General features: G+C 65.1%; 24 protein-coding genes. 23 read left to right on the forward strand and 1 reads right to left on the reverse strand.

Going from position 1 to position 25,259, the window contains the following annotated elements:
* Window positions 1-338 precede the first annotated feature (338 nt).
* The 15 genes from IC66_RS0112795 to IC66_RS0112865 all read left to right on the forward strand — a co-directional run bounded on the left by IC66_RS0112795 (window position 339) and on the right by IC66_RS0112865 (window position 15,452).
* A complete protein-coding gene (locus IC66_RS0112795) occupies window positions 339-917 on the forward strand; it encodes a cytochrome c oxidase subunit 3 family protein (protein WP_028142401.1) in 579 nt (192 codons plus the stop codon).
* Window positions 917-1,177: a cytochrome C oxidase subunit IV family protein gene (locus tag IC66_RS0112800; protein ID WP_038947885.1), complete on the forward strand. Its 261-nt coding sequence runs from the start codon at window positions 917-919 to the stop codon at window positions 1,175-1,177. The genes IC66_RS0112795 and IC66_RS0112800 overlap by 1 nt, the downstream gene beginning before the upstream one ends.
* A 114-nt stretch (window positions 1,178-1,291) precedes the next feature.
* Window positions 1,292-1,744, forward strand: coding sequence for a c-type cytochrome (locus IC66_RS0112805; protein ID WP_018315916.1), 453 nt, complete (start codon window positions 1,292-1,294; stop codon window positions 1,742-1,744).
* Window positions 1,745-1,781: 37 nt separating this feature from the next.
* Complete coding sequence (locus IC66_RS0112810; protein ID WP_038947886.1) at window positions 1,782-3,128, forward strand: cbb3-type cytochrome c oxidase subunit I; 1,347 nt, start codon at window positions 1,782-1,784, stop codon at window positions 3,126-3,128.
* A gap of 63 nt (window positions 3,129-3,191) precedes the next feature.
* The gene (locus IC66_RS0112815; protein WP_028142404.1) at window positions 3,192-4,001 is read left to right on the forward strand and encodes a CbbQ/NirQ/NorQ/GpvN family protein; all 810 of its coding nucleotides are present in this window, start codon (window positions 3,192-3,194) and stop codon (window positions 3,999-4,001) included.
* 10 nt (window positions 4,002-4,011) lie between these two features.
* Window positions 4,012-5,931: a nitric oxide reductase activation protein NorD gene (locus IC66_RS0112820; RefSeq protein WP_028142405.1), complete on the forward strand. Its 1,920-nt coding sequence runs from the start codon at window positions 4,012-4,014 to the stop codon at window positions 5,929-5,931.
* A 91-nt stretch (window positions 5,932-6,022) separates the two neighbouring features.
* Window positions 6,023-6,685 carry an HAD family hydrolase gene (locus tag IC66_RS0112825; RefSeq protein ID WP_038947887.1) on the forward strand — a complete coding sequence of 221 codons (663 nt, stop codon included), beginning with the start codon at window positions 6,023-6,025 and terminating at the stop codon, window positions 6,683-6,685.
* A 7-nt stretch (window positions 6,686-6,692) separates the two neighbouring features.
* Entirely contained in the window at window positions 6,693-7,643 is a 951-nt protein-coding gene (locus IC66_RS0112830; RefSeq protein ID WP_028142407.1) for a sugar-binding transcriptional regulator, read from the forward strand.
* A gap of 247 nt (window positions 7,644-7,890) precedes the next feature.
* On the forward strand, window positions 7,891-9,204 hold the full coding sequence (locus IC66_RS0112835) for an ABC transporter substrate-binding protein (RefSeq protein WP_038947889.1): 1,314 nt from the start codon (window positions 7,891-7,893) through the stop codon (window positions 9,202-9,204).
* A gap of 85 nt (window positions 9,205-9,289) precedes the next feature.
* Window positions 9,290-10,162: a carbohydrate ABC transporter permease gene (locus IC66_RS0112840; protein ID WP_038947890.1), complete on the forward strand. Its 873-nt coding sequence runs from the start codon at window positions 9,290-9,292 to the stop codon at window positions 10,160-10,162.
* A gap of 3 nt (window positions 10,163-10,165) precedes the next feature.
* A complete protein-coding gene (locus tag IC66_RS0112845; protein ID WP_028142410.1) occupies window positions 10,166-10,996 on the forward strand; it encodes a carbohydrate ABC transporter permease in 831 nt (276 codons plus the stop codon).
* Between the two features lie 15 nt (window positions 10,997-11,011).
* Window positions 11,012-12,019 carry an ABC transporter ATP-binding protein gene (locus IC66_RS0112850; RefSeq protein WP_038947891.1) on the forward strand — a complete coding sequence of 336 codons (1,008 nt, stop codon included), beginning with the start codon at window positions 11,012-11,014 and terminating at the stop codon, window positions 12,017-12,019.
* 31 nt (window positions 12,020-12,050) lie between these two features.
* Window positions 12,051-12,824, forward strand: a complete 774-nt coding sequence (locus tag IC66_RS0112855) for an SDR family NAD(P)-dependent oxidoreductase (RefSeq protein ID WP_028142412.1) — start codon at window positions 12,051-12,053, stop codon at window positions 12,822-12,824.
* 40 nt (window positions 12,825-12,864) lie between these two features.
* On the forward strand, window positions 12,865-14,511 hold the full coding sequence (locus IC66_RS0112860) for an FGGY-family carbohydrate kinase (protein WP_038947892.1): 1,647 nt from the start codon (window positions 12,865-12,867) through the stop codon (window positions 14,509-14,511).
* 5 nt (window positions 14,512-14,516) lie between these two features.
* The gene (locus IC66_RS0112865; RefSeq protein ID WP_038947893.1) at window positions 14,517-15,452 is read left to right on the forward strand and encodes a carbohydrate kinase family protein; all 936 of its coding nucleotides are present in this window, start codon (window positions 14,517-14,519) and stop codon (window positions 15,450-15,452) included.
* A 7-nt stretch (window positions 15,453-15,459) separates the two neighbouring features.
* On the opposite strand, the gene IC66_RS0112870 is transcribed toward IC66_RS0112865, so the two are convergent.
* Window positions 15,460-16,347 carry a LysR family transcriptional regulator gene (locus IC66_RS0112870; RefSeq protein ID WP_028142415.1) on the reverse strand — a complete coding sequence of 296 codons (888 nt, stop codon included), beginning with the start codon at window positions 16,345-16,347 and terminating at the stop codon, window positions 15,460-15,462.
* 123 nt (window positions 16,348-16,470) lie between these two features.
* On the opposite strand from IC66_RS0112870, the gene IC66_RS0112875 reads away from it, so the two are divergent.
* The 8 genes from IC66_RS0112875 to IC66_RS0112910 all read left to right on the forward strand — a co-directional run bounded on the left by IC66_RS0112875 (window position 16,471) and on the right by IC66_RS0112910 (window position 25,185).
* Entirely contained in the window at window positions 16,471-17,892 is a 1,422-nt protein-coding gene (locus tag IC66_RS0112875) for an amidase (RefSeq protein ID WP_038947894.1), read from the forward strand.
* Between the two features lie 114 nt (window positions 17,893-18,006).
* Window positions 18,007-18,957, forward strand: a complete 951-nt coding sequence (locus tag IC66_RS0112880; protein ID WP_028142417.1) for an ABC transporter permease — start codon at window positions 18,007-18,009, stop codon at window positions 18,955-18,957.
* Window positions 18,954-19,847: an ABC transporter permease gene (locus tag IC66_RS0112885; protein ID WP_038947895.1), complete on the forward strand. Its 894-nt coding sequence runs from the start codon at window positions 18,954-18,956 to the stop codon at window positions 19,845-19,847. The genes IC66_RS0112880 and IC66_RS0112885 overlap by 4 nt, the downstream gene beginning before the upstream one ends.
* A 2-nt stretch (window positions 19,848-19,849) precedes the next feature.
* Window positions 19,850-20,863 carry an ABC transporter ATP-binding protein gene (locus IC66_RS0112890; RefSeq protein WP_028142419.1) on the forward strand — a complete coding sequence of 338 codons (1,014 nt, stop codon included), beginning with the start codon at window positions 19,850-19,852 and terminating at the stop codon, window positions 20,861-20,863.
* Window positions 20,860-21,864, forward strand: coding sequence for an ABC transporter ATP-binding protein (locus IC66_RS0112895; RefSeq protein WP_038947896.1), 1,005 nt, complete (start codon window positions 20,860-20,862; stop codon window positions 21,862-21,864). Before IC66_RS0112890 ends, IC66_RS0112895 begins: the two co-directional genes overlap by 4 nt.
* Before the next feature lie 54 nt (window positions 21,865-21,918).
* Window positions 21,919-23,415, forward strand: a complete 1,497-nt coding sequence (locus IC66_RS0112900; protein ID WP_038947897.1) for an ABC transporter substrate-binding protein — start codon at window positions 21,919-21,921, stop codon at window positions 23,413-23,415.
* Between the two features lie 174 nt (window positions 23,416-23,589).
* Complete coding sequence (locus tag IC66_RS48970) at window positions 23,590-23,721, forward strand: hypothetical protein (RefSeq protein WP_271595243.1); 132 nt, start codon at window positions 23,590-23,592, stop codon at window positions 23,719-23,721.
* Window positions 23,722-23,979: 258 nt separating this feature from the next.
* Window positions 23,980-25,185: a calcium-binding protein gene (locus IC66_RS0112910; RefSeq protein ID WP_038947898.1), complete on the forward strand. Its 1,206-nt coding sequence runs from the start codon at window positions 23,980-23,982 to the stop codon at window positions 25,183-25,185.
* Window positions 25,186-25,259: the final 74 nt, after the last annotated feature.

A 25,259-nucleotide genomic window follows, 5' to 3' on the forward strand; every position in this document is an offset into this window, starting at 1 on the left:
TTGCGTCGTGAACAACACCGTCGCGATCGCGACGGAAAGGGTCACCGCCGATACGGTCGCCACGGTCGACAGCACCCCCATTCGCCGCAGCGCGATGGCGAACACGATGATGATGGGGGTCGCGGTTATCAGCCCGATTTGTGCATCGCTCATTGCATCGCTCATTGCATCGCTCGCCATTTTGCGGAACCGCCGGATGCATCCACCCTATGACGGTGAGGCGGGCGGGACGTTGCGATAGCGCAAACCCGCCTCTGGCCAGTTGCACTATTTGTCCGGCGACAAAGTTGGAATCGCGCCGGTGGGATATCTGTTCGGCGTCTTGATGCGGAAGTCAGATGTCGGCAACGGATTGCGAACAACAAGGAACCGGCTGGGGAATCCTGGAAGATCTTCCCGGTGATCCCATGATCTGGGTGCTGATCTTCAGCGAGCTCGCCGCCTTCGGCCTGTTCCTTGGCGCTTTCGTCATCGCGCGCGCGCTTCACCCGGCGGTCTTCGCGGCCGGTCAGGCCAGTCTCGATGCGCAGCTGGCCGGAATCAACACCATCGTGCTCGTGACCAGCGGCTGGGCTGCCGCGCGCGGGGCGGCTGCTGCACGGGCGGGCGAAAGCCGGCGTGCGCGCGGCTGGCTGTTCGGCGCCATGGCGCTTGGCGTCGTCTTCATCGCGGTCAAGCTGTTCGAATATGCCGGCGAGATCGCGTTAGGAAACGGCTTGGAGACCAGCCCGTTCTTCACGCTGTACTTCCTCCTCACCGGCTTCCATCTCCTGCATGTCGGCCTCGGCATCGTGATTCTGGCCGTAGTGTCCCGGGGTGCCCGAGCGGCGGGCGTCGAGACCGGAACGGCTTTCTGGCACATGGTCGACCTGCTCTGGATCGTCATGTTTCCCATCATCTATCTGGTGCACCCGTGATTCCGGATCGTCTCGACGTCACCTGGATCGTGTTGATCGGCCTTGCGCTCGCGACCATTCTGATCCCGCCGCTGGTGTCGCGCCCCTTGTTCGCCAATGCCCTGCTGCTGACGTTCGCCGCCCTCAAGGGCCGCCGTATCGTGCTCGATTTCCTCGATCTTCGCTCAGCGCCGGCGCTTTGGCGCGGCATCGTCAGCGCCTGGGTCTTCATCGTGGTGCTGTTTGCCTGGCTCGCATCGGCCGTCGTTGCCTTGATCTGACTGGCGCTTGCGCATCGTCGCGCTGCTTGCGCTTCGTCAAAGAGTGCCCCCTGGCAATCGGCAATAAATCGCAGGATCGCATCTTTCTCAGGAATCAAACGGAAAGGATTGGCAATGGCTGAACGCCTGACCAAGTCGGCCGCTCGAAATGTCTTCTACGGCGGTTCGGCCTTCTTCTTCGCCATTTTCATAGGGCTGACGGCGCACAGCCATTACTACATGGCCACGACCTCGACCGACGCGAAGACGCTGACGTCGTCGGTCGCCCGCGGCAAGCATGTGTGGGAGAAGAACTCCTGCATCAACTGCCACACGCTGCTGGGCGAGGGCGCCTATTTCGCCCCAGAGGTCGGCAACGTCTGGGATCGCTGGGGCGGCAACGAGGATCCGGCCGCCGCGCGCGAGACGCTGAAGGCCTGGATGCAATCGCAGCCCTCGGGCGCGGAGGGCCGGCGGCAGATGCCGCAGTTCAACCTGACCGACCAGGAACTCAACGATCTCGCTGACTTCCTGCAATGGACCAGCACGATCAAGCGTCAGAGCTGGCCGCCGAACAAGGCGGGCTGAGCACAGCTTTCCTCTTTCAAGATAGAGAGAACCCGAAATGAAGTACCAAACCCAGAAAGTCGCGATGCTGTATTTCTACGGCGCGCTGACCCTCTTCCTGGCCCAGGTCGTGTTCGGCCTGCTCGCCGGGACCATCTACGTCCTACCCAATACGCTGTCGACGCTGCTGCCGTTCAACATCGTCAGGATGATCCACACCAACGCGCTGATCGTGTGGTCGCTGATCGGCTTCATGGGCGCGACCTACTATCTGCTCCCGGAAGAGACCGAGAATGAGCTCTATAGCCCGCTGCTGGCAAAGATCCAGTTCTGGATGTTCTTCGGCGCAGCCGGCGTCGCCGTGGTCGGCTATCTCTTCCACTACCACGAGGGCCGTGAGTTCCTCGAACAGCCCTTCATCATCAAGGTCGGCATCGTCGTCGTCTGCCTGATGTTCCTGTTCAACGTCACGATGACGGCGCTGAAGGGCCGCAAGACCACGGTCACCAACATCCTGTTGTTCGGCTTGTGGGGCGTTGCGATCTTCTTCCTGTTCGCCTTCTACAACCCGGCGAACCTTGCCGTCGACAAGATGTACTGGTGGTACGTCGTCCATCTCTGGGTCGAGGGCGTCTGGGAGCTGATCATGGCCTCCGTGCTCGCCTATCTCATGATCAAGCTTAACGGCATCGATCGTGAGGTCGTCGAGAAGTGGCTCTACATCATCATCGGCCTTGCCCTGTTCTCCGGCATTCTCGGCACCGGCCATCACTTCTACTGGATCGGCGCGCCCGGTTACTGGCAGTGGATCGGCTCGCTGTTCTCCACGCTCGAAGTCGCGCCGTTCTTCACCATGGTGATCTTCACCGTGCAGATGACCTGGAAGGCCGGCCGCAAGCATCCGAACCGTGCTGCGCTGTTGTGGTCGGTCGGTTGCTCGGTGATGGCGTTCCTAGGGGCCGGCGTCTGGGGCTTCCTGCACACGCTGTCCTCGGTGAACTACTACACCCACGGCACCCAGGTCACCGCCGCGCACGGCCATCTCGCCTTCTTCGGCGCCTATGTGATGCTGAACCTGTCGGTGATGGCCTATGCGATCCCGCAGATCAAGGGACGCGCGCCCTATAACCAATGGCTCTCCATGACGAGCTTCTGGATCATGTGCACGGCCATGATGACCATGACCTTCGCGCTGACCTTCGCCGGCGTGGTCCAGGTCCATCTCCAGCGCGTGCTCGGCCAGGGCTACATGGACGTGCAGGACCAGCTCGCGATGTTCTACTGGGTCCGGCTCGGCTCCGGCGTGTTCGTCGCGATCTCCGCGCTGATGTTCGTGTGGGCCGTGCTGGTGCCGGGCCGCGAGAAGCAGGCGATCATTCCCGCCGTGCTGCAGCCGGCCGAGTAAACGAGAAAGGGCGGCCGTGGTTCGCCGCGGCCGCCTGCTTCCTGAAAAATCCGGAGAGACATCATGAAAGCTGCCCTTCACACGGTAACCTCGGCACCCGAGCTGCCGGCCTATGTTCCATCCGGAAACGAATGCGAGCTTTTCGAGCATGCCTGGCGGCGTCGTCTGCCGGTTCTGCTCAAGGGGCCGACCGGCTGCGGCAAGACCCGCTTCGTCGCGCATATGGCGGCGCGGCTGGGCCTGCCGCTTCACACGGTTGCCTGTCACGACGATCTCACCGCCGCCGATCTCACCGGCCGCTATTTGCTCAGGGGCGGGGACACCGTGTGGACCGATGGTCCGCTGACGCGCGCCGTGCGCGAGGGCGGCATCTGCTATCTCGACGAGGTCGTGGAAGCCCGCAAGGACGTCACAGTCGTGCTGCATCCCCTGACCGACGACCGCCGCATCCTGCCGCTGGAGCGGACCGGCGAGGAGCTGGTGGCGCCGAACAGCTTCATGCTCGTGGTCTCTTACAACCCCGGCTACCAGACGCTGCTGAAGGCGCTGAAGCCATCGACGCGGCAGCGCTTCATCGCCATCGAATTCGGCTTCCTGCCGCCCGAGCAGGAGATCGCCGTCGTGTCCGCCGAAAGCGGACTGTCGCCGGAGCGCGTGCGGCCGCTGGTGGGGCTGGCTGGCCGGTTGCGCGCGCTCAAGGGCCACGATCTGGAAGAGGGCGTCTCGACCCGGCTCGTGGTCTATTGCGCGACCCTGATTGCCGCGGGCACGCCGATTGCCGATGCCGTGCAGGCCGGCATGATCGAACCGCTGACCGACGATTCCGACGTGAAGGCTGCGCTGCTGGACGTCGCACGCGCCGTCATCGGGTGAGGCCGCGCCCATGCTCGACTTCCTCGAACTGGAGGAGACGGTCGGCCGCGCCTGGCACAGGATGGTCGGCGGCACCGCGAGCTATCCGGTTCACGATGATCACGTCGTTGCACTGACCGAGGTGAGAGGCCGGCTCGCGGTGATGTTCCGCGCGCTCGGCGGCGAGACCGGGGTTCAGATCGCAAGCGCGGGCGCGCGAAAATCGGGGCACCGTCTCGGCTGGCGACAGCGCATCGGCCTCGGTGACGAGCGCCTTGAGCAGCCGGGTCGCGATGCCGCGACCATCTTCCTGCCCGATCGAATCTCGATCTTTCCCGACCGCGCGTTGAACGCGGCGCTCTATCGCTGGCTTGCGGCATGGTTCGCAGCCGCACCGATCGAGACGATCACGGAAGCAGATCCGTTGCGGCGGGATCTTCTGGTGTTGCGCCGGGCAAGTGAGACGGCGGTCTGGGTGCTCACGCAATTCCCCGGGCTTGTCGCCGATTACGCCCAGCTCGCCGCGGCAACCGCCGAGGCCAGGCCTCGTCGCCCCTTGCCACGCATCGAGCAGGAGGTCGAGCAGATCGTCTTGGCCTTGCTCGGCGCCGGAAAGGCCCCTGCGGGCAGACTGTGGCCGGCGATGATGGGGACGGGCCCGCTGCCGGACAAGGCGCCGCCGGGCTATCATTCGATCCTGCCGTGCCCGCTCTGGGGGGATTGCTGGACGCGCGAGCTCTCGCCCGCGCATGCGGGCGAGGACGAATGTGCGCCGGGCGCCGAGCCCGAGGCCCAGGACAATCGCAAGCGCTTTGCCGTCCGCGAGCGTGAGGATAATGCCAACCGCCGCGATCCTTTCGTGCTCAACCGCTTCGAGAAGATCCTCGCGATGGCCGAGATGGTCAATGTCGACCGTCCGGCCGACGACAGTGAGGACGAGGATGCGCAGAAGGCGGCCGACGATCTCGAGGAGATCACGCTCAGCCGCCGCACCGGCAAGCCGGCGAGCCGGTTCAAGTTCGACCTCGACCTGCCGCCGGAAGCCCTCGATGCATCGCGGCTGAACGCGGGCCTCACCTATCCCGAATGGGATTACCGCAGCGGCTCCTATCTGCCCGATCATTGCCGCGTGCTGGCCGGTGCGGCCTCCGAGCACGGTGAGAGCTGGACGCCTGACGACGCCATGCGCCGGCACATCCGCCAGGTGCGCCGCCGCTTCGAGGTGTTGCGGCCGCGCCATGAATTGATGCGCGCTCAGGCCGACGGACACGACCTCGATCTCGACGCGCTGGTACGTGCGCGGTGCGACCTCCGCGCCGGCAGCGGCGGCAGCGGTCTTGATCGCATCCACGTCGCGATGCGCCCGCAAGGGCACGATCTCGCGGTCACGCTGCTCGTCGACGTCTCGCTGTCCACGGATGCCTGGGTCGACGGCTATCGCGTGCTCGACGTCGAGAAGGAGGCGCTGCTGGCGCTCGCCCACGGGATTTCGGCCTGCGGCGATCACCACAGCATCCTCACCTTCACCTCGCGCCGGCGGTCCTGGGTGCGGCTCGAGACGGTCAAGGCCTTCGGCGAGCCGATGAGCGGGACGGTCGAGCGCCGCATCGGCGCGCTGAAGCCCGGCTATTACACGCGGATCGGCGCGGCGGTGCGCCACGCCGCGGCCGAGCTCGCCCGCCAGCCGCAGCGCAAGAAGCTGCTGCTCGTCCTCACCGATGGCAAGCCGAACGATGTCGACCATTACGAGGGCCGCTTCGCGCTCGAAGACACCCGCAAGTCGGTGCAGGAGGCGCGCCGGCTCGGCATCGCCGCCTTCGGCGTCACGGTGGACGCAACCGCGCAATCCTATTTCCCGACCCTGTTCGGCCGTGGCGGCTATGCCATCGTCGGGAACATCAAGCGGCTGCCCGCGGCGCTGCCGGCAATCTACCGGCAGGTCGCGCACTAATCCGGTCGCGCACTCATCCGGCGCGCCCCCGCGGCGCCCGGTCCCTCGGTGAACTATTGCTCATAGCGTGAGTATATGATCGTATGGCCGGATGGACCGCGGCCAGCCAAGACCCGATCTGATCATCTTCGATTGCGACGGCGTGCTCGTCGACAGCGAGCTGTTGAGCTGCCGATGCCTGTCCGAGGTGCTGGCCGAGTTCGGCATCGCGCTCAGCCAGGAGCAGGCGCTCGAGCTCTTTCTCGGGCGCAGCACCAAGGCGATCGAGCAGCATTATCGCGATCTCGGGCAGATCGTGCCCGACGGCTTTCTGCCGCGCCTGAAGTCGCAAGTGCTGTCGACGTTCGCAGCTTCGCTTGAGCCGATTCCCGGCATTGCCGGCGTGACGTCCGACCTGTCCGTGCCGTTTTGCGTGGCCTCGTCCAGCGACCTCGACCGTGTCGCGCTCTCCCTCGACGTCACAGGCCTGCGGGCGCATTTCGGCGAGCGGCTCTACACCGCGCAGATGGTCCGGCATGGCAAGCCGGCGCCCGACCTCTTTCTCCTCGCGGCAGAAAAGATGAGAGTGCAACCTGCGCGCACGCTGGTGATCGAGGACAGCCTCAGCGGCGTCAAGGCCGGCAAGGCGGCCGGCATGACCGTCTGGGGATTTGTCGGCGGCAGCCATTACCGCGGACGCGACGGGCGGGCTATATTGTCCGAGGCGGGGGCCGATCGGGTCTTCGCGCGCATGAGCGATTTCTGGGAGGCGTGAGGCCCGCATGGCCGCCGAGAACGACAAGTCGCGACTCGACGATGCCGCGCGCGCCGGCTGGCTGTATTTCATCGCCGGTCACACCCAGGACGAGATCGCAAAGATGCTCCAGGTCTCGCGCGCCTCGGCGCAGCGGCTGGTCTCGTTGTGCCTTGCCGAGCGTCTCATCACCTTCCGGCTCGAACACCCCATCGCCGCCTGCATGGAGCTTGCGGCGCGCCTGAAGGAGCGTTTCGACCTTGCTCATTGCGAGGTGGTGCCCGCTGATCCCGCGGCGCCGCAGGCCACCGCAGGCATCGCCGAACGCTGCGCCAATCTGCTCGATGCGACGCTGCGTTCGGAGACGCCGGTGATCGTCGCGCTCGGCACCGGCCGGGCGGTGCGCGCTGCGGTCGAGCGCGTCACCCCGATCGACCGGCCCAATCATCAGATCGTCTCGCTGGTCGGCACCATCTCCGCGGACGGTTCGGCGAGCTTTTACGACACCGTCGGCCGACTCGCCGACCGCACGGGCGCACGGCACTATCCAATGCCGCTGCCGTTCCTGATGTCGTCCGAGGACGAGCGCAACAAGATGGTCCGCATCGAGCCGATCGCCAAGGTGAAGGCGGTCGCGGCCAAGGCGGACTTGCGCCTCGTCGGCATCGGCCAGATGGACCAGAAGGCGCAGGTGCATGTCGACGGTTTCGTCACTCGCGACGAATTGTTCGAGATGATGCGGCTGGGTGCCATCGGCGAGATCACCGGCTGGGCCTATGATTCCAAGGGCCGCCTGCTCAAGGCCGGCACCAACAAGCGCCTCACCAGCATCCCGCCGGAAGTGCCGGCGAAGACCACGACCATCGCCGCCGCGGTCGGTGCTGCCAAGGTGCCGGCGATCGCGGCGGCGCTGAACGGCGGGCTGATCAACGGGCTGATTACCGACGAGACGACGGCAAGGGCGATTTTGGAGCGGTAGGCGGGCTTCGCACGGCAAAGGGACACGGCTCCCGCTCTCGCAAACGGGAGAGGTGAAGCAAGCCGCGGCGCTCGATCCGAACAACTACCGTCGCTTCTGCACCGCACGACCTCCCACCCCTCCCGCACCGCAGCACTCATAAGTTGCGCAAACGGCTTCGCGCCTGCTTGACAATCCTCCTCCCTTGCGTTGAACATACGCTCAACGCGTGGGCATATGCTCAAAACGCGAGTTTGAGGAGGTCACCGTGAAACATGTCTTGGGCGCCGTCTGCGGCGCGTCTGTTCTGTTGTTGGCCGTCCCCGCGATGGCCGAAACGACCCTGACGATCGCCACCGTCAACAATGGCGACATGATCCGCATGCAGGGGCTGACGGCCGAGTTCACCAAGAAGTACCCGGATATCGCCGTGAAGTGGGTGACGTTGGAGGAGAACGTGCTGCGTCAGCGCGTCACCACGGACATCGCCACCAAGGGCGGTCAGTTCGACGTGCTCACCATCGGCACCTATGAGGTGCCGATCTGGGCCAAGAAGGGCTGGCTGGTGCCGCTCGCCAATCTCGGCGCCGACTACGACGTCGCCGACCTCTTGCCCAGGATCAAGGACGCGGTCACCGCCGACGGCAAGCTCTATGCAGCGCCGTTCTACGGCGAGAGCTCGATGGTGATGTATCGCACCGATCTGTTCGACAAGGCCGGCCTGAAGATGCCGGAGAAGCCGACCTGGGATTTCGTAGTCGATGCCGCCAAGAAGCTCACCGACAAGAGCGCCGGCACCTATGGCATTTGCCTGCGCGGCAAGGCCGGCTGGGGCGAGAACATGGCGTTCCTCTCCGCGATGGCCAATTCCTACGGTGCGCGCTGGTTCGATGAGAAATGGGAGCCGCAGTTCAACACGCCGGAATGGAAGACGACGCTCACGACCTACGTCAATCTGATGAAGGAAGCCGGCCCTCCCGGCGCAAGCTCCAACGGCTTCAACGAGAATCTGGCGCTGTTCAACGCCGGCAAATGCGCGATGTGGATCGACGCCACGGTGGCGGCGTCCTTCGTCACCAATCCGAAGGATTCCAAGGTCGCCGACAAGGTCGGCTTTGCGCTCGCGCCCAACACCGGGCTCGGCAAGAACGCCAACTGGCTGTGGGCCTGGAATCTCGCGATCCCCGCCGGATCCAAGAAGATGGAAGCCGCCGAGAAGTTCATCGCCTGGGCGACGAGCAAGGACGACACCAAGCTCGTGGCATCGAAGGAGGGCTGGGCCAACGTGCCGCCGGGCACGCGGACCTCGCTTTACAAGAACGATGAATATCTGAAGGTCGCCCCGTTCGCCAAGCTGACGCTGGCCTCGATCGACGCGGCCGATCCGAACAAGCCGACGGTGAAGCCGGTGCCTTATGTCGGCGTGCAATACGCTGCGATCCCCGAATTCCAGGGCATCGGCACCCAGGTCGGCCAGCAATTCTCCGCCGCGCTTGCGGGCTCGATGACGGTCGATGCCGCGCTGACCGCCGCGCAGTCCGCGACCGAGCGCGAGATGAAGCGCGCCGGCTACATCAAGTGAACCCGAGCTCTTCCTCCTGAGCTCAGACTTGCGGCCATCCAGCGTCATGGATGGCCGCCTTCTTCCCGCCAGTGGAGAAGCGTTGATGGCAACCCGGCAGACGCAGACTCTTGCGCGCTCGCTCCTGACGCCGGCCGTCGGGCTGCTGTTCATCTGGATGATCGTCCCGCTGGCGCTGACGATCTATTTCTCGACGCTGCATTACAGCCTGCTCGATCCCGGCTCGGAATCATTCGTCGGGCTGGAGAACTTCCGCTACTTCCTCACCGATCCCGCCTTCCTGGCCTCGCTCCAGAACACGCTGGTGCTGGTCGGCTCCGTGCTCGCGCTGACGATCCTGCTCGGCATTCCCCTGGCGCTTTTGATGGACCAACCGGTCATCGGCCGCAATTTCGTGCGGCTGATGGTGATCGCGCCGTTCTTCGTGATGCCGACGGTGAGCGCGCTGGTCTGGAAGAATTTGTTGATGCACCCGGTGTCCGGCCTGTTCGCCTGGCTCGCCTCGCTGTTCCATCTGACGCCGATCGACTGGTTCAACGATTTGCCGCTGTTTGCCGTCATCCTGATCGTGACGTGGCAGTGGCTGCCCTTCGCGACGCTGATCCTGCTCACCGCGCTGCAGTCGCTCGACGAGGAGCAGAAGGAGGCCGCCGAGATGGACGGCGCCAGCGCCGTCTCGACCTTCATCTACATCACGCTGCCGCACTTGGCGCGGCCCATCACCGTGGTGATCCTGATCGAGACGATCTTCCTGCTCACGGTCTTTGCGGAAATTTATGTCACCACGGGCGGTGGCCCGGGACTGTCAACCACCAACATCGCTTTCCTGATCTATTCGCAGGCGCTGATCCAGTTCGACGTCGGCAGCGCCTCCGCGGGCGGCCTCGTCGCGGTGGTGATCGCCAATGTCGTCGCCTTCTTCCTCGTCCGCATCGTCGGCCGCAATCTGGAGGCTTGAAGCATGGCACGGATGGCGACGACGCGGCGGGTGGTGGTCTCGACGGCGGTAGCCTGGCTGTTCGGCTTCCTGATCTTCTTCCCGATTCTCTGGATGGTGCTGGCGAGCTTCAAGACCGAGCTGGAGGCCTTCGCCATCCCGCCATCCTTTCTGTTCTTCCACTGGACTACCGAAAACTATGCGACCGTGCAGGAGCGCAGCGACTATTTCCACCACGCCATGAACTCGGTCATCATCGCAGGCGGCTCGACGCTGATTGCGCTTCTGATCGCGATCCCGGCGGCCTGGTCGATGGCGTTCTCGCCGACCAAGCGCACCAAGGACATCCTGCTCTGGATGCTCTCGACCAAGATGATGCCGCCGGTCGGCGTGCTGGTGCCGATCTACCTGATCTACAAGACCTTCGGCCTGCTCGATTCCCGCATCGGCCTCGTCTTCATCCTGTGTCTCGGAAACTTGCCGATCGTGATCTGGATGCTGTTCACCTATTTCAAGGAGATCCCGCGCGACATCCTTGAAGCCGCGCGCATGGACGGCGCCACCATCGGCCGCGAGCTCGTCTACGTGCTGACGCCGATGGCGATCCCGGGGCTGGCTTCCACCATGCTGCTCAATCTGATCCTCGCCTGGAACGAGGCGTTCTGGACGCTCAACCTGTCCACCTCGAACGCGGCGCCCCTCACCACGTTCATCGCCTCCTATTCGAGCCCGGAAGGGCTGTTCTGGGCAAAGCTGTCGGCGGCCTCGACGCTGGCGATCGCGCCCATTCTCGTCCTCGGTTGGTTCAGCCAGAAGCAGCTCGTGCGCGGGCTCACCTTCGGCGCGGTGAAGTAGAGGGGCTGCCGGATCATGGGTCAGATCACACTTCAGGACGTGCAGAAATCCTTCGGCCCCGTGCACATCATCAAGGGCGCCGATCTCGAGATTGCCGATGGCTCCTTCGTGGTGTTTGTCGGTCCGTCCGGCTGCGGCAAGACCACGCTCTTGCGGCTGATCGCCGGACTCGAAGACGTCTCTGGCGGCAAGATCCTGATCGACGGCAAGAACGTCGTCGATACGCCGCCCGCCAAGCGCGGGCTGTCGATGGTGTTCCAGTCCTACGCGCTGTATCCGCATATGAGCGTGCGCGGCAATATCGGTTTCGGCCTGAAGATGGCGGGCCTCGCCAAGGACGAGATCAACCGCAAGGTCGAGGCCGCCGCCGCAACGCTTAACCTCACGCCCTATCTCGATCGCAAGCCGCGCGAGCTCTCCGGCGGCCAGCGCCAGCGCGTCGCGATTGGCCGCGCCATCGTGCGCGAGCCCAAGGCGTTCCTGTTCGACGAGCCCCTGTCCAACCTCGATGCGGCGCTGCGCGTGCAGATGCGAATCGAGGTGACGCGGCTGCAGAAGCAGCTCGGCACCACCGCGATCTACGTCACCCACGACCAGGTCGAGGCCATGACGATGGCCGACAAGATCGTCGTGCTCAACGGCGGCAAGATCGAGCAATATGGCTCGCCCCTGGAGCTCTACGAGCGGCCGGCCAATCTCTTCGTCGCCGGCTTCATAGGTTCGCCCAAGATGAATTTCGTCACGGGCGAGCTCGCGTTGCAACGTGGTGCTGCCACCATCGGCGTCCGGCCGGAGCATCTCAAGATCGACCGCGATGGCACCGGAGGCTGGCAGGGGACCATCGCGGTGGCCGAACATCTTGGCAGCGACACTTTCCTCTATGTCGATGCCGGCCCGCTCGGGATGCTGACCGCACGCTATATCGGTGAATTGAGCCTGCATGCCGGCGACCATGTGTCGCTGGTGCCGGACCCCGCGCGCATTCATCGCTTCGACTCGAGCGGCAACGCGCTTCGGAACTGACAAGAAAACGGCAAGAAACGGAAAGATCACCATGTACCTGGAAAAATTCAAGCTGAACGGCAAGACCGCGTTCATCACCGGCGGCGGGCAGGGCATCGGCCTTGGTTGCGCGGAAGCGCTGGCCGAAGCCGGCGCCAGGGTCATCATCGGCGACCGCGACAGCAAGGTCGCCGACAGCGCCAAGGCCACCCTGAAGGCGAAGGGCTTTGACGTGGAGACCGCGATCATGGACGTGACCGACACCAAGCGCGTGGCGGAGGTCGCGAACGACCTCTTCGCCCGCCATGGCAAGGTCGACATCCTCGTCAACAATGCCGGCATCGCCCGCAGCGAAACCCCGGCGGAGACCGTGACCGACGAGCACTGGCTCAACGTCATCGACGTCAATCTCAACGGCACCTTCTGGTGCTGCCGCGAGTTCGGCAAGCACATGCTGAAGGCGAAAAGCGGCGCCATCGTCAATGTCGGCTCGATGTCCGGCTTCATCGTCAACAAGCCGCAGGAGCAGTGCTTCTACAATGCCTCCAAGGCGGGGGTGCATCATTTGACCAAATCGCTGGCCGCCGAATGGGGCGCGCGCGGCATCCGCGTCAATGCGGTGGCGCCGACCTATATCGAGACGCCGCTCAACGCTTTCGTGAAGAGTAACGCCAAAATGTACGACGCCTGGATCGGCGGAACCCCGATGGCGCGGATGGGGCAGGTCGAGGAGATCGCCTCGGTCGTGCTGTTCCTCTCGTCGGAGGCCGCGAGCCTGATGACCGGCAGCATCGTGCTGGTGGATGGCGGCTATACTTGCTGGTAGGCTCACCGTCAAAGCTGACGGAAAGCGACCGGGAGCGACAATGCCGCGAGCGTATATCGGCGTCGACGTGGGGACCACGAGCACGCGTGCCGGAGTGTTTGACGAGGCCGGCACGCTTTTGGCCACCGCCCGGCATCCGATCCGGATCTGGCACGAGGCCGGCGATATCGTCGAGCAATCGTCCCAGGACATCTGGGACGCCTGCGCGACATCGGTGCGGGCCGCGATGGCGGAAGCCGCCATCGCGCCCGACAGCGTCGGCGGCATCGGCTTTGACGCGACCTGTTCGCTGGTTGTCCTCGACAGGCAGGGCGAGCCGCTCACGGTCAGCGCATCCGGCGACAAGCAACGCAATGTCATCGTCTGGATGGATCATCGCGCCATCGCCGAGGCGCGGCTGATCAACGAGACCGAGGACGCCGTGCTGCGCTATGTCGGTGGCTCGATCTCGCCAGAGATGGAGATGCCGAAGCTGCTATGGCTGAAGCGGCATCTGCGCGCGAGCTTCGACGCCGCGGGCCACTTCTTCGATCTCGCGGATTATCTGACCTGGCGCGCGACCGGCTCGCTCCAGCGCTCGACCTGCACCGTCACCTGCAAATGGAACTATCTCGCCCATGATCGCGGCGGCAGGAGCGCGCAATTCTTCAAGCGCATCGGCCTGTCTGATTTCGTCAACGAGAAATACGCCCGCATCGGCACCGAGATCGTCGCCCCCGGCACGCGGCTCGGTGCGGGGCTCACCCGTATAGCTGCTGCCGAGCTCGGCCTGTCGCCGGGCATACCGGTCGGCGCTTCGCTGATCGATGCCCATGCCGGCGGCATTGGCGCGATCGGCGGCCGCGACGGATCGGGCGGGGCGAGCGATGTCAGTGACCGGCTTGCCTACATCATGGGAACGTCGGCCTGCATCATGGCGACGACGACGGAGCCGTGCTTCGTTCCCGGCGTGTGGGGGCCTTATTATTCCGGCATGGTTCCTGATTTCTGGCTCAACGAGGGCGGCCAGTCGGCCGCGGGGGCGGCGATCGACCATCTGCTCAAGTCGCATCCGGGCCACACCGAGGCGAGCGCGGCGGCGCGCAGCGAGGGCCTCGACCTCATCGACTTCCTCGAGCGCCGCATCATCGCGCGCGCAGGCAGCGCCAGCCGTGCCGCGCTGCTCGCCCGCGACATCCATGTTCTCCCCGAATTCATCGGCAACCGCTCGCCCTATGCCGACCCTGATACGCGCGCGGTGATCGCGGGCCTCGATCTCGACACCGACATCGCCGCGATGGAGCGGCTGTTCGTCGCCGGCCTGTGCGGGCTTGCTTATGGGCTCGCCGAGGTGATCGAGGCTTTTGCCGCGCATGGCGTTCGCTCCAGCATCATGATCATGGGGGGCGGTGCGAGCCGCAGCCCGCTGGTGCGGCAGATCATGGCGGATACGACAGGCCTCACCGTCGCGCTGCCTCAGACCAGGGAGCCGGTGCTGCTGGGGGCTGCGATGCTGGGGGCGGTGGCCGGCGGCGCCTATGCCTCGATCGGCGAGACCATGGCAAAGATGTCGGCGCTGGGACGGAAGAGCGAGCCGACCGCGCCCGACATGGCCGCGTTTCACACCCGCAAACGGGAGGTCTATAAGCTCCTGCGCGACGTCGATCGCGGCAGCCGCGCGGCGATGGCCGACATCGCGAGAGGTTGACGAACATGCTGATTGCCTGCGGTGACGCGCTGATCGATTTCGTGCCGACGCGAAATGCGCAAGGACGCGAGGCAGTGATGCCGGCCGTCGGCGGCTCCTGTCTCAACGTTGCCATCGGCATGGCCCGGCTGGGCGCACCCACCGGATTCGTCGGCGGCATCTCGACCGATATGTTCGGGCGGATGATCGCAGATCATGCGGCGGCCTCCAACGTCGACCTCAATCTCGCCACCCGCAGTGATCACCAGACCACGCTGGCTTTCGTCCGCATCGTCGCGGGCGAGACGCACTACGCCTTTTACGACGCGGGAACCGCGACGCGGAACTGGACCTACCAGCGCGGGACGATTCCGTTCGCGAATGTGGAAGCCGTTCATGTCGGCTCGACCACGCTCGTCAACGACCAGGGCGCGGCGGAGACGACAGCCCTGATCGCGGACGCGCGGGCGTCATCGACGGTCTCCTTCGATCCGAATTGCCGGCCCAATCTGGTCAAGGACAAGCCGGCTTACATGGCGCGCATGGCCGAGTTCGCTGGCCACGCCGATCTCATCAAGATGTCCGACGTCGACTTCGCCTATCTCTTCGGCGACGAGCCTTACGAGCAGCGGGCGAATGCGCTGCTCGGGCAGGGCACGAGCCTCGTCGTCATCACCCGCGGCAACAACGGCGCGATCGCGTGGCACGCGGGGGCAGGGCAGATCGAGGTCGCCGCGCCCAAGGTCGAGGTCGCCGACACGATCGGCGCGGGCGACAGTTTTCAGGCGGCGCTGCTCTTTGCCCTGCACAAGCAGAAGCGCATTGCCCGGAAAGCACTGAAGGACATCAATGTCGACGAGCTCCGCCGGGCGCTGTCCTTTGCCGCCAATTGCGCCGGCCTGACCTGCACCCGCCCGGGCGCCGATCCGCCCTGGAGCCGTGAGATCAACTGGAGCTGGTAGCGCCGCCTCACATCCGCGCAACGGCCTTCTCGGCGCATTTTATGAACCTGGAGATCAGCGGGCTCTGGGAATCCCTCCGCCAGCACACCGCGATGTCGATGGAATCGGCCGCATCGCGCAGCGGCCTGAACACGATGCCGCGTGGCGCGCCGAGCTGGGCGCAGGCCGGCACGATCGCAAGACCTTCGCCGGCGAGCACCAGGCTCATCGCCGAATGCACGGTCTCCACCCGGCTCGCGATCGGCATCACGATCTGATGTCGTCGTAGCAGGGCTGCGACCGCGGAGGAGGCGGGATCTTGCTCCGGAGGCGGCAACGCGATCAGCGGACGGCCCTGCAACCGCGCCATCGGCACGGCGCCGAGACGTGCGAGCGGCGAGCGGATCGGCACTGCCAGCATAAATGGCTGCGCACCGATCCGAGCCACCTGGATCTCAGGATGGTTGATGGCCGGCATGCACAGCGCAACCGTGACGCTGCGGTCGAGCAGTCTGGCCTCGCGCGTCGATGCACTGAGCTCGGCAAAGTCGAGATCGACGCCCGGAACCGAGCGGCGCAGCTCAGGGATGAGCCGCGGCAGCATCGCATTCGCCAGGACGAACATGTAGCCGACCGAGAGCCGCCCGCGCTTGCCGGCGGCGACCGCGCGCGCGGCTTCGGCGCCGTCGACGGCCAGCGCCAGAGCTTCGCTCGCACGCGCCAGCAGCGCCTGGCCGGCCTCGGTCAGGTCCATGCCGCGGGTGCCGCGGCGGAACAGCGGCGCGCCGATCTCGGCCTCGAGCTTGCGGATCTGGACGGACAGCGGAGGCTGAGCCATCCGTAGCCGCTCGGCGGCCTTGCCGACGCTGCGTGTCTCGGCGACGGCGACGAAATAGCGGAGGCGGCGAAGATCCATTGGCATACCGAAAACGTATGGGTTGGCGACCAAAATCGTATTGGACGGCGAGTTAACAAAACTGTCATTCTCGCTGTCAATGCTTTGGGCCAACGACGGCCCGCCTCGGAGCGTGATGTGACGATGAACGGCGATCCCTGTCTGCTGTCCGCAACCGAACTGCGCGGCCTCATCGCCGAAAAGCGGATTTCCCCCGTCGAGATCGTCAGTGCCGTGCTCGCGCGCGCCGAGGCGCTCCAGCCCGAGCTGAACTGTTTCATCACGCTGTGTAGCGACGAGGCGATGGCGCAGGCACGCGTCGCCGAGCGCAAAATAATGGCCGGCGAGCCGCTCGGACTGCTCCACGGCATCCCCGTCACCGTCAAGGACATCGTCAACACCAAGGGCGTCAAGACCACCTTTGGCGCCGTTCCCTACAAGGACAATGTGCCGACCGAGGATGCCGTCGCGGTGGCGCGGCTGCGCAGCGAAGGCGCGATTCTGATCGGCAAGACCACGACGCCGGAATTCGGCAGCAAGTGCCTGACGGATTCGCCTTTGTTCGGTCGCACCCACAATGCCTGGGACGCGTGCCGTTCCTCCGGCGGCTCCAGCGGCGGCGCGGCGGTGGCGGTGGCCAGCGGCATCGCGCCGCTCGCGATCGCGACCGACGGCGGCGGCTCGACGCGAATTCCCGCCGCCTGCAATGGCGTGGTCGGCTTGAAGCAGAGCAACGGTGTGATCCCGCACAGCCAGGCGCTGGATGTGTTCGGCAACCAGACCTATGTCACGCCGACCACGCGGACCGTCGCCGACACCGCGTTGATGATGCAGGCGATGGCAGGCGACGATGCCTGCGACCCCTGGTCGATCGGCGTTCCCGTGCCCGATTTCATCGGCACGGCCGCCCCGCGCGGCGATTTGCGCGGGCAGCGGATCCTGTACTGCCTGACGCCGCCGGGCCGTCCGGTGTCCGCCGAGGTCGCAGCCAGCTTCAAGGCGAGCCTCGACCGGCTGGGGGGGGGGGGCGCCGAGCTCGAGGAATTTTCCGGCGACGGTTTCGACATCGAGCCGATCTGGCGCGCCATCAACCACACGGTCTGGCGCACGCGCTTTGCAAAACTCGCAGCCGAGCACAAGGACGAGCTGAGCGAGGCCTTCCTCAAGCAGCTCGCGCTTGCGACCGAAGTCAGCGGCGTCGACTATCAGGAGGCGATGTTCGCGCGCACCGCGCTGTTTCGGCGCGTGCAATCGCTGCTTGCGCGCGGACACTTCCTGGCGATGCCGACGCTCACGCGCACCGCGCTGCCGATCAAGCAGGATCTGTTCGGCACCATCGAAATCGACGGAGCGCATTTCGACAGCGTCCGGCCGCATTGGTTCCCCTGGACCATGCCGTTCAACATGACCGGCCATCCCGCCGTCAGCCTGCCCTCTGGCTTCGGCCGCGACGGCCTGCCGATCGGGCTTCAGCTCGTCGGCCGCTTCCGTGCCGATGCGGAATTGCTGCGTGTCAGCGCACTGTTCGAAGCCTCGCACGACCTCCTGTCCCGCTGGCCGGCTTGAGGAGAGGGGCATGCAGCAAAGGGCTCGGGTGCAAAGGACTTGTGTGCAAAAGGCTTGCCTCAGCCGCCCGGACATGTTGATCGTGCCGCAGCTGAGCCCTGAAGCCGAGCGCGCATGAGCGTATTTGTCCTCCGACGTCTGTTGACCTTGCTGGCGACGCTGGTCGGCGCATCCCTGATCATTTTCCTGGTGCTCGATGCGCTCCCCGGCAATGCCGCGCAGATGCTGATGGGCGCCGATGCCTCGCCAGACGCAGTGCGTGCGCTCACCGTCAAGCTCGGGCTCGACCAGCCGCTGGCGGTTCGCTATCTGCAGTGGATCAAGGGCCTCCTCGTCGGCGATCTCGGCAACTCCTATGTCTACGGCACGTCGGTCGCCAGCCTGATCGCGGAGCGGCTGGTGCTGACCGTTCCGCTCGCGATCATGGCGATGACGATCACGGTGACGCTGGCGCTCTCGGCCGGCATCTACACTGCCGCCAACCACAACAAGCTTGGCGACGTCGGCGTGATGTCGCTGACGCAGGTCGGCATCGCGTTGCCGAATTTCTGGTTCGCGATCCTGCTGGTTCTCCTGTTCTCGGTACGGCTGCAATGGCTCTCGGCGGGGGGATTCTCCGGCTGGGAGGAAGGCATCTGGCTCGGCGTCAAGTCGCTGCTGCTGCCGGCGATCTCGCTCGCGGTGGTGCAGGCCGCGATCCTCGCGCGTGTCACGCGCTCGGCCGTCCTCGAAGTGCTGCGCGAGGACTTCGTCCGCACCGCCCGCGCGAAGGGGCTCGGCAAGCGCGAGGTGCTTTGGAGCCACGTGCTGCGCAATGCGATGATCCCCGTCATGACGGTCATGGGGTTGCAATTCGCCAATCTGCTCGCCGGCACTATCGTGATCGAGAACGTGTTCTATCTGCCGGGCCTCGGCCGGCTGATCTTCCAGTCGATCGCCAACCGCGACCTGATCGTGGTGCGCAATTGCGTGATGCTGCTGGCGACCATGGTCGTCATCGTCAATTTCGTGGTCGACGTGCTCTATGCCTTCATCGATCCCCGCATCAAGGTCCACGACCTGTGAGCACCCCCCTGACCACTCCGATTGACGCGCCGGTCGCAACACGCCGCCTGCCGGCCAGGACCTTCTGGGGCCGCGCGCTGCGCCATCGCAGTTTCGTGCTCGGTAGTTCGCTGAGCCTGCTGGTGCTTGCCTCGGCGCTGCTCTCGCTGGTGTGGACGCCGTGGTCGCCCTACGAGATCGACATCGCCTCGAAGCTGCGGCCGCCCTCGGCGGCGCACTGGCTCGGCACCGATTCCTTCGGCCGCGACATCGTCTCGCTGCTGCTCGCCGGCGCCCGCTCCACCATCATGGTCGGCGTCATCGCCGTCAGCATCGGTCTCAGTTTCGGCGTCACGCTGGGCCTGATCGCCTCGGCCCGGCGCGGCTGGACCGAAGAGATCATCATGCGCTTCTCCGACTTCACCTTCGCCTTTCCGGCCGTGCTCTCCGCGATCATGCTCGCCGCGGTGGTGGGGCCGGGGATGGTCACCTCGATCGTCGCGATCGGCATTTTCCAGATCCCGACGCTGACCCGGCTGACGCGCGGCTCCGCCAACGCGATCTGGGCGCGCGAATTTGTGCTGGCCGCGCGCGCGGCAGGCAAGGGCGCCTTCCGTATCACCATCGAGCACGTGCTGCCGAATATTCTGTCGATCCTGATCGTGCAGGTCACCATCCAGTTCGCGCTCGCGATCCTCGCCGAAGCCGCTTTGTCCTATCTCGGCCTCGGCACGCAGCCGCCGCAGCCGTCCTGGGGACGGATGCTGAACGATGCGCAGACGCTGCTGTTCCAGTCGCCGATGCTCGCGGTCTATCCGGGCGCTGCGATCGCGATCGCGGTGCTCGGCCTCAATCTTCTCGGTGACGGATTGCGCGACCTGCTCGATCCCAGACTGGCACGGGAGCGATGACGATGGGCGAGCAACGCGTCATGCCGCTGATCGAGGTTGAAAATCTTGGCGTCCGCCTCAATACCAGCCGCGGGCCGGCGCAGGCCGTGCGCGGCGTCAGCTTTGCCCTGAAGCGCGGCGAGACACTGGGGCTGGTCGGCGAGTCCGGCTGCGGCAAATCGGTCACGGCGATGTCCCTGATGGGGCTGCTGCCCGATAGCGCCGTGGTCTCGGGCAGCATCAAGCTCGACGGCAACGAGCTCGCGCGATTGCCGGATGCGGATTATTGCCGTCTGCGCGGCAACCGCATCAGTATGATCTTCCAGGAGCCGATGACTGCGCTCAATCCGATGCACACGATCGGGCATCAGGTCGCCGAGCCGCTGCGACGTCACAAGAAGCACTCGGCGGCGCAGGCGCGCAAGGAGGCGATCGCCTTGCTCGACCGCGTCGGGCTGCCCGATCCCGCGCGGCGCGTCGATGCCTATCCGCATCAGTTTTCTGGCGGCCAGCGCCAACGCATCACCATCGCCATGGCGCTCGCCTGCGAGCCGGATCTGTTGATCGCGGACGAGCCGACCACTGCGCTCGACGTCACCATCCAGGGCCAGATCCTCGACCTCATCGCCGATCTCGTCGAGGAGCGCGGCATGTCGATGATCCTGATCTCGCACGATCTCGGCGTCATCGCCGAGAACGTGCAGCGCATGATGGTGATGTATGGCGGCACCGTCGTCGAGAGCGGGCCGACCGACGAGGTGTTTCGCCGGATGGGGCATCCCTATACGCAGGGCCTGTTTCGCGCCCGGCCGAAGCTCGGCGCGCGCAAGGGGACGCGGCTGAAGACGATATCGGGCACCGTGCCGGAGCTCGCAGATCTGGCGGCGGGGTGCACGTTCTCCGACCGATGTCCGTTCGTGATCGATCAATGCCGCGCCGCGCTTCCGCGGATGGTCGACGTCGGACCCGGGCACTTCGTGCGTTGCATCAGGACGGATGTCTCAATGGCTGAGAACGTTGGAGCGGTGACCGCATGACCGCTGCGCCTCTTCTCGACGTGAAGGATCTCGAACAGCGCTACGCCCTGCCGCGGGAAAGCCTGTTCCGTCCGCCGGGGCAGGTGCGCGCGCTCAATGGCGTGAGCGTGCAGGTCGCCGCCGGCAAGAGCATCGGCGTCGTCGGCGAGTCGGGCTCGGGCAAGTCGACCTTCGCGCGGCTGGTGATGGCGCTGGAGCGGCCGACGTCGGGCCAGGTCGCGCTGCTCGGCCGTGATCTCAATCGCATCTCGGCCGACGAACTGCGTCGCGCCCGGCGCGATTTCCAGATGGTGTTCCAGGACCCCTATGGATCGCTCGATCCGCGCCAGACCGTCGCCCGCATCGTCGCCGAGCCGCTCACCGTGCTGGAAGACGCCGACCGCACCACCTTTCGCGCGCGCGTCGCCGCAGTGCTGCGCCAGGTCGGCTTGCGCGATGCCGACATGGAGAAATATCCGCACGAGTTCTCCGGCGGCCAGCGGCAGCGCATCGCCATTGCACGTGCGCTGATCACCCAGCCGAAGCTCATCGTCGCCGACGAGCCGGTCTCCGCGCTCGACGTCTCCGTGCAGGCGCAGGTGCTGAACCTGATGCAGGATCTGCAGGAGCAGTTTGGCCTGAGCTACATCCTGATCAGCCATGACCTCGCCGTCGTCGACTATCTTTGCGACGAGGTCGCGGTGATGTATCTCGGCCGCATCGTCGAGCAGGGCCGGCCCGAAGACCTGTTCGAGCATTGCGCCCATCCCTATACGCGGGCGCTGCTGGAGGCGGTGCCGCGGGCGCGCGCCGGCGGCGGCCGGCGGCGGCGCGGTGGCCAGGCGATCGCCTCGCAATCGGCGGCCGCGACCGGATGCCCCTATGTCGCGCGCTGTCCGCTCGCCGACCAGCATTGCCGCGAGGCCATGCCTGAGTTACGCAAGGTGGGCGAGGGGCACCTTGCCGCCTGCCACAAGGCCGAGGCTGTGATGGCGTTGCCGCAGGCGGCCATGGAAGGTTAGTGTCCGGAGCAGGATTGGCGTAGGCTTAGAACAGAACTGGCCGGGGAGTTACGCATGTTCAGGAAATTGTCGATCGTTGCATTTGCCGCCGCGTTGGTCGCAACGCCTTTGCCGGTGCTTGCGCAGAGCAAGAAGGACAGCGTCGTCATGGCGATGGCGCTGGAGCCGCCGGGGCTCGATCCGACCAATGCGGCCGCTGCCGCGATCGCAGAGGTCACGCTCTACAACATCTACGAGACCCTGACCAAGATCAACGAGGACGGCTCCGTTTCGCCCTTGCTGGCGGAGAGCTGGACCGCTTCGCCTGATCTGAAGACCTATACGTTCAAGCTGCGCAAGGGCGTCAAATTCCACAACGGCGAGGCGTTCGATTCCGCCGCGGTGAAGTTCTCGTTCGAGCGCAACGCCGCGCCGAACAGCACCAACAAGGACAAGAGCCTCTACCAGGCCTTCGAGAAGGTCGAGGCGCCCGATGCCGACACGGTCGTGATCACCTTGAAATACGGCGAGCCGAACCTGCCGTTCCTGCTGGGTCAGTCGGGCGGCTCGATTGTCGAGCCGAAGAGCGCTGCCACCAACGTCACGCAGCCGGTCGGCACCGGGCCCTATCAGCTCGGTGCCTGGGCCAAGGGCTCCTCAATCACCTTGACCAAATGGGCAGACTACCGCAACGCCGCCGCGGTCAAGCTCTCCAAGGTGACGATCCGCTTCGTCTCCGATCCGGCCGCGCAGACCGCGGCGCTGCTTTCGGGCGACGTCGATGCGTTCCCGCGCGTCTCGGCCCAGCGCACCATTGCCCAGTTCAAGGCCGATCCGCGCTTCACGGTATTGGTCGGCGGCTCCAGGGCCAAGACCATCGTCGCGATCAACCACCGCAAGAAGCCGCTGGACGACGTCCGCGTCCGCCGCGCCATCCTCGCCGCGATCGACCGCAAGGCCATGATCGACGGCGCCGTCGACGGTTTCGGCACGCCGATAGGCAGCTTCTATGTGCCGGGGGCGCTCGGCTATGTCGACACCACCGGCATCAATCCCTACGACCCCGAGAAGGCCAAGAAGCTGCTCACTGAAGCCGGCGTTACCACGCCGCTCGAATTGTCGCTCAAGCTGCCGCCGCCGTCCTATGCACGGCAGGGCGGCGAGATCGCCGCGGCCCAGCTCGCCAAGGTCGGCATCGTCGCCAAGATCGAGAACGTCGAATGGGCGCAATGGCTGTCGCAGGTGTTCGCCGGCAACGGTCCGCACAATTTCGATCTCACCATCATCAGCCATGTCGAGCCGTTCGATCTCGTCAAGATCACCGAGGCGGACTACTATCTCGGCTACAACAACGAGGCGTTCAACGCACTTTACAAACAGATCGTATCGACGCCGGACGAGGCCGCCCGCGCAAAACTGCTCGGCGACGCCCAGCGTATGCTCGCGACCGACGCCGTCTCCGCCTACCTGTACCAGCCGCAGCTCATCACCATCACCAACAAGAAGTTGAAGGGCGTCTGGAAGGACGTCCCGCAATACGAGAACGATTTCTCGACGTGGTCTTGGGAGTAGGAGCGCTCGATCGAGTCGAGCCTCTCGTTTCAATCTGGCCTCTCCCCATTGGGAGAGGCCAATCGTTTGGTACGTCCAAAACAAGAGCCCGAGAAACAACCCCATGCACAGCAGCCGGGGATTTCAATAGCTTGCGCGTTGCGAACTTCGTTGGTTGGCGCAATGCGCTGGACATTGACCCGTCGGGCAAACCACGATCTCGACAACGCCCTGTCGACGACGAGCCCGACCGACCACAACGGGTACGACGAGCGCTCCGCCTTCCTGATCACGGTGGACGGAGGCAAGTTCCGCCTGGTGCCGTAGCAGGCGGACATGCTCGCGTGCGCCAGCGCGCTTTTGCAGGTCATCAGAGTTTCACGGATGCGCAACCTGCGGCGAGGTTCCTCGCGGTGTCAGCGCGGTTCCATGCGCCCAATCAAACTCTCTCCCGAATTCCTGCAAATCTCTGCCATCTACCAAAGGTAGATTCGCTCCCGGTGAAGCGTGGTCAACAACGCGTCTTGCAAAAAGCAGCTCTGCAGGCGTCAGGCCCGTTTCCGACAATGAAATGGGAGTTACGCCATGCAGCATCTGCCGAACGACACCATCGACGTCCTGCTGGACCAGTTTGGTCAAATCGAAACCATCTACGGCGATCCGAACTTCCCGACCACCGCGGACGCCTGGGGCGGCAACGACACCGTGACGGCGACCATCAGCCAGCCCGAAGCAGACGTCACGATCTTTGGCGACGACAGCACGACGCTGCATGGCCAGTCCCACGGCGGCAACGACTCGCTCACGGTCAACTTCAACTACGGCTGGAACGAAGCCCTCGTGGCCGGCGATGCCCGGGCGATGACTGACGACGCCCGCGGCGGCAACGACACCATCAATGTCCTGGCCGACTCGATGTACACCAACGTGCATGCTTTCGGCGACGTCGCCGGCGACATGTCGGGCAATTCGCATGGCGGCAGTGACACCATCACGGGCGCGGTGGGCTGGCGAAGCTACGACCATGGATACGCCGGCGATGCCGGCGGTTCCATGAGCGGCACGGCGCAGGGCGGCAATGACACGCTCGACATCACTGTGAACACCATGCAGGGCTTTGCGACAGCGAGCGGCGATTCCATCGGCTCCATCGGCGGCGATGCGCATGGTGGCAACGACAACCTCACCTTCACCTTCGGCACCGACGTCGTCTGGACCGCCGGATTCGGCTACGGAGATTCGGCGACCTCGCTGACCGACAATGCCCAGGGGGGAGATGATATTCTCACAGTCGAGTTCGATGGCATCGACAGCCTCCATTATACGAACCCGGAGCTCTTCGGCGATGCGCGGACCATGTCCGGCAATGCCCATGGCGGTAACGATATTCTCACCGGCGGAGCAACCAACGATCACCTCTATGGTGATGCCGCGAACTATGCCCCCGCGACGCCGGGCTCGATCACCGGCGGCAGGGATATCCTCAACGGCGGCACCGGCGATGACCAGCTTTCGGGCGGAGGAAACAGCGACACCTTCGTCTTCAACGCCGGCTCCGGCAATGACCTGATCACTGATTTCGACCAGGGCAACAAGGCGGTCGGCAGCACCGTGACCGAACATGATTTGATCAATGTGCACGATTACGGGTTCGCGGATTGGGCGGCGCTGTCGAGCCTGATCAGCGACAATGCCGCCGGCGACGCCGTGATTCATCTGTCGGCGAGCGATACCATCACGCTCGACGGCGTGCAGGCGGCGAGCCTGCACCAGACCGACTTTCTCATCTGAGCGAGCTGCGCTGGGAGCAACGACCTCGCCCCGCCCACAGCGGGGCGAGACGCGGGTGGCACCGTTCCGCCCAG

It is taken from the genome of Bradyrhizobium genomosp. III (assembly GCF_000261705.1).
GTDB lineage: Bacteria > Pseudomonadota > Alphaproteobacteria > Rhizobiales > Xanthobacteraceae > Bradyrhizobium > Bradyrhizobium ottawaense.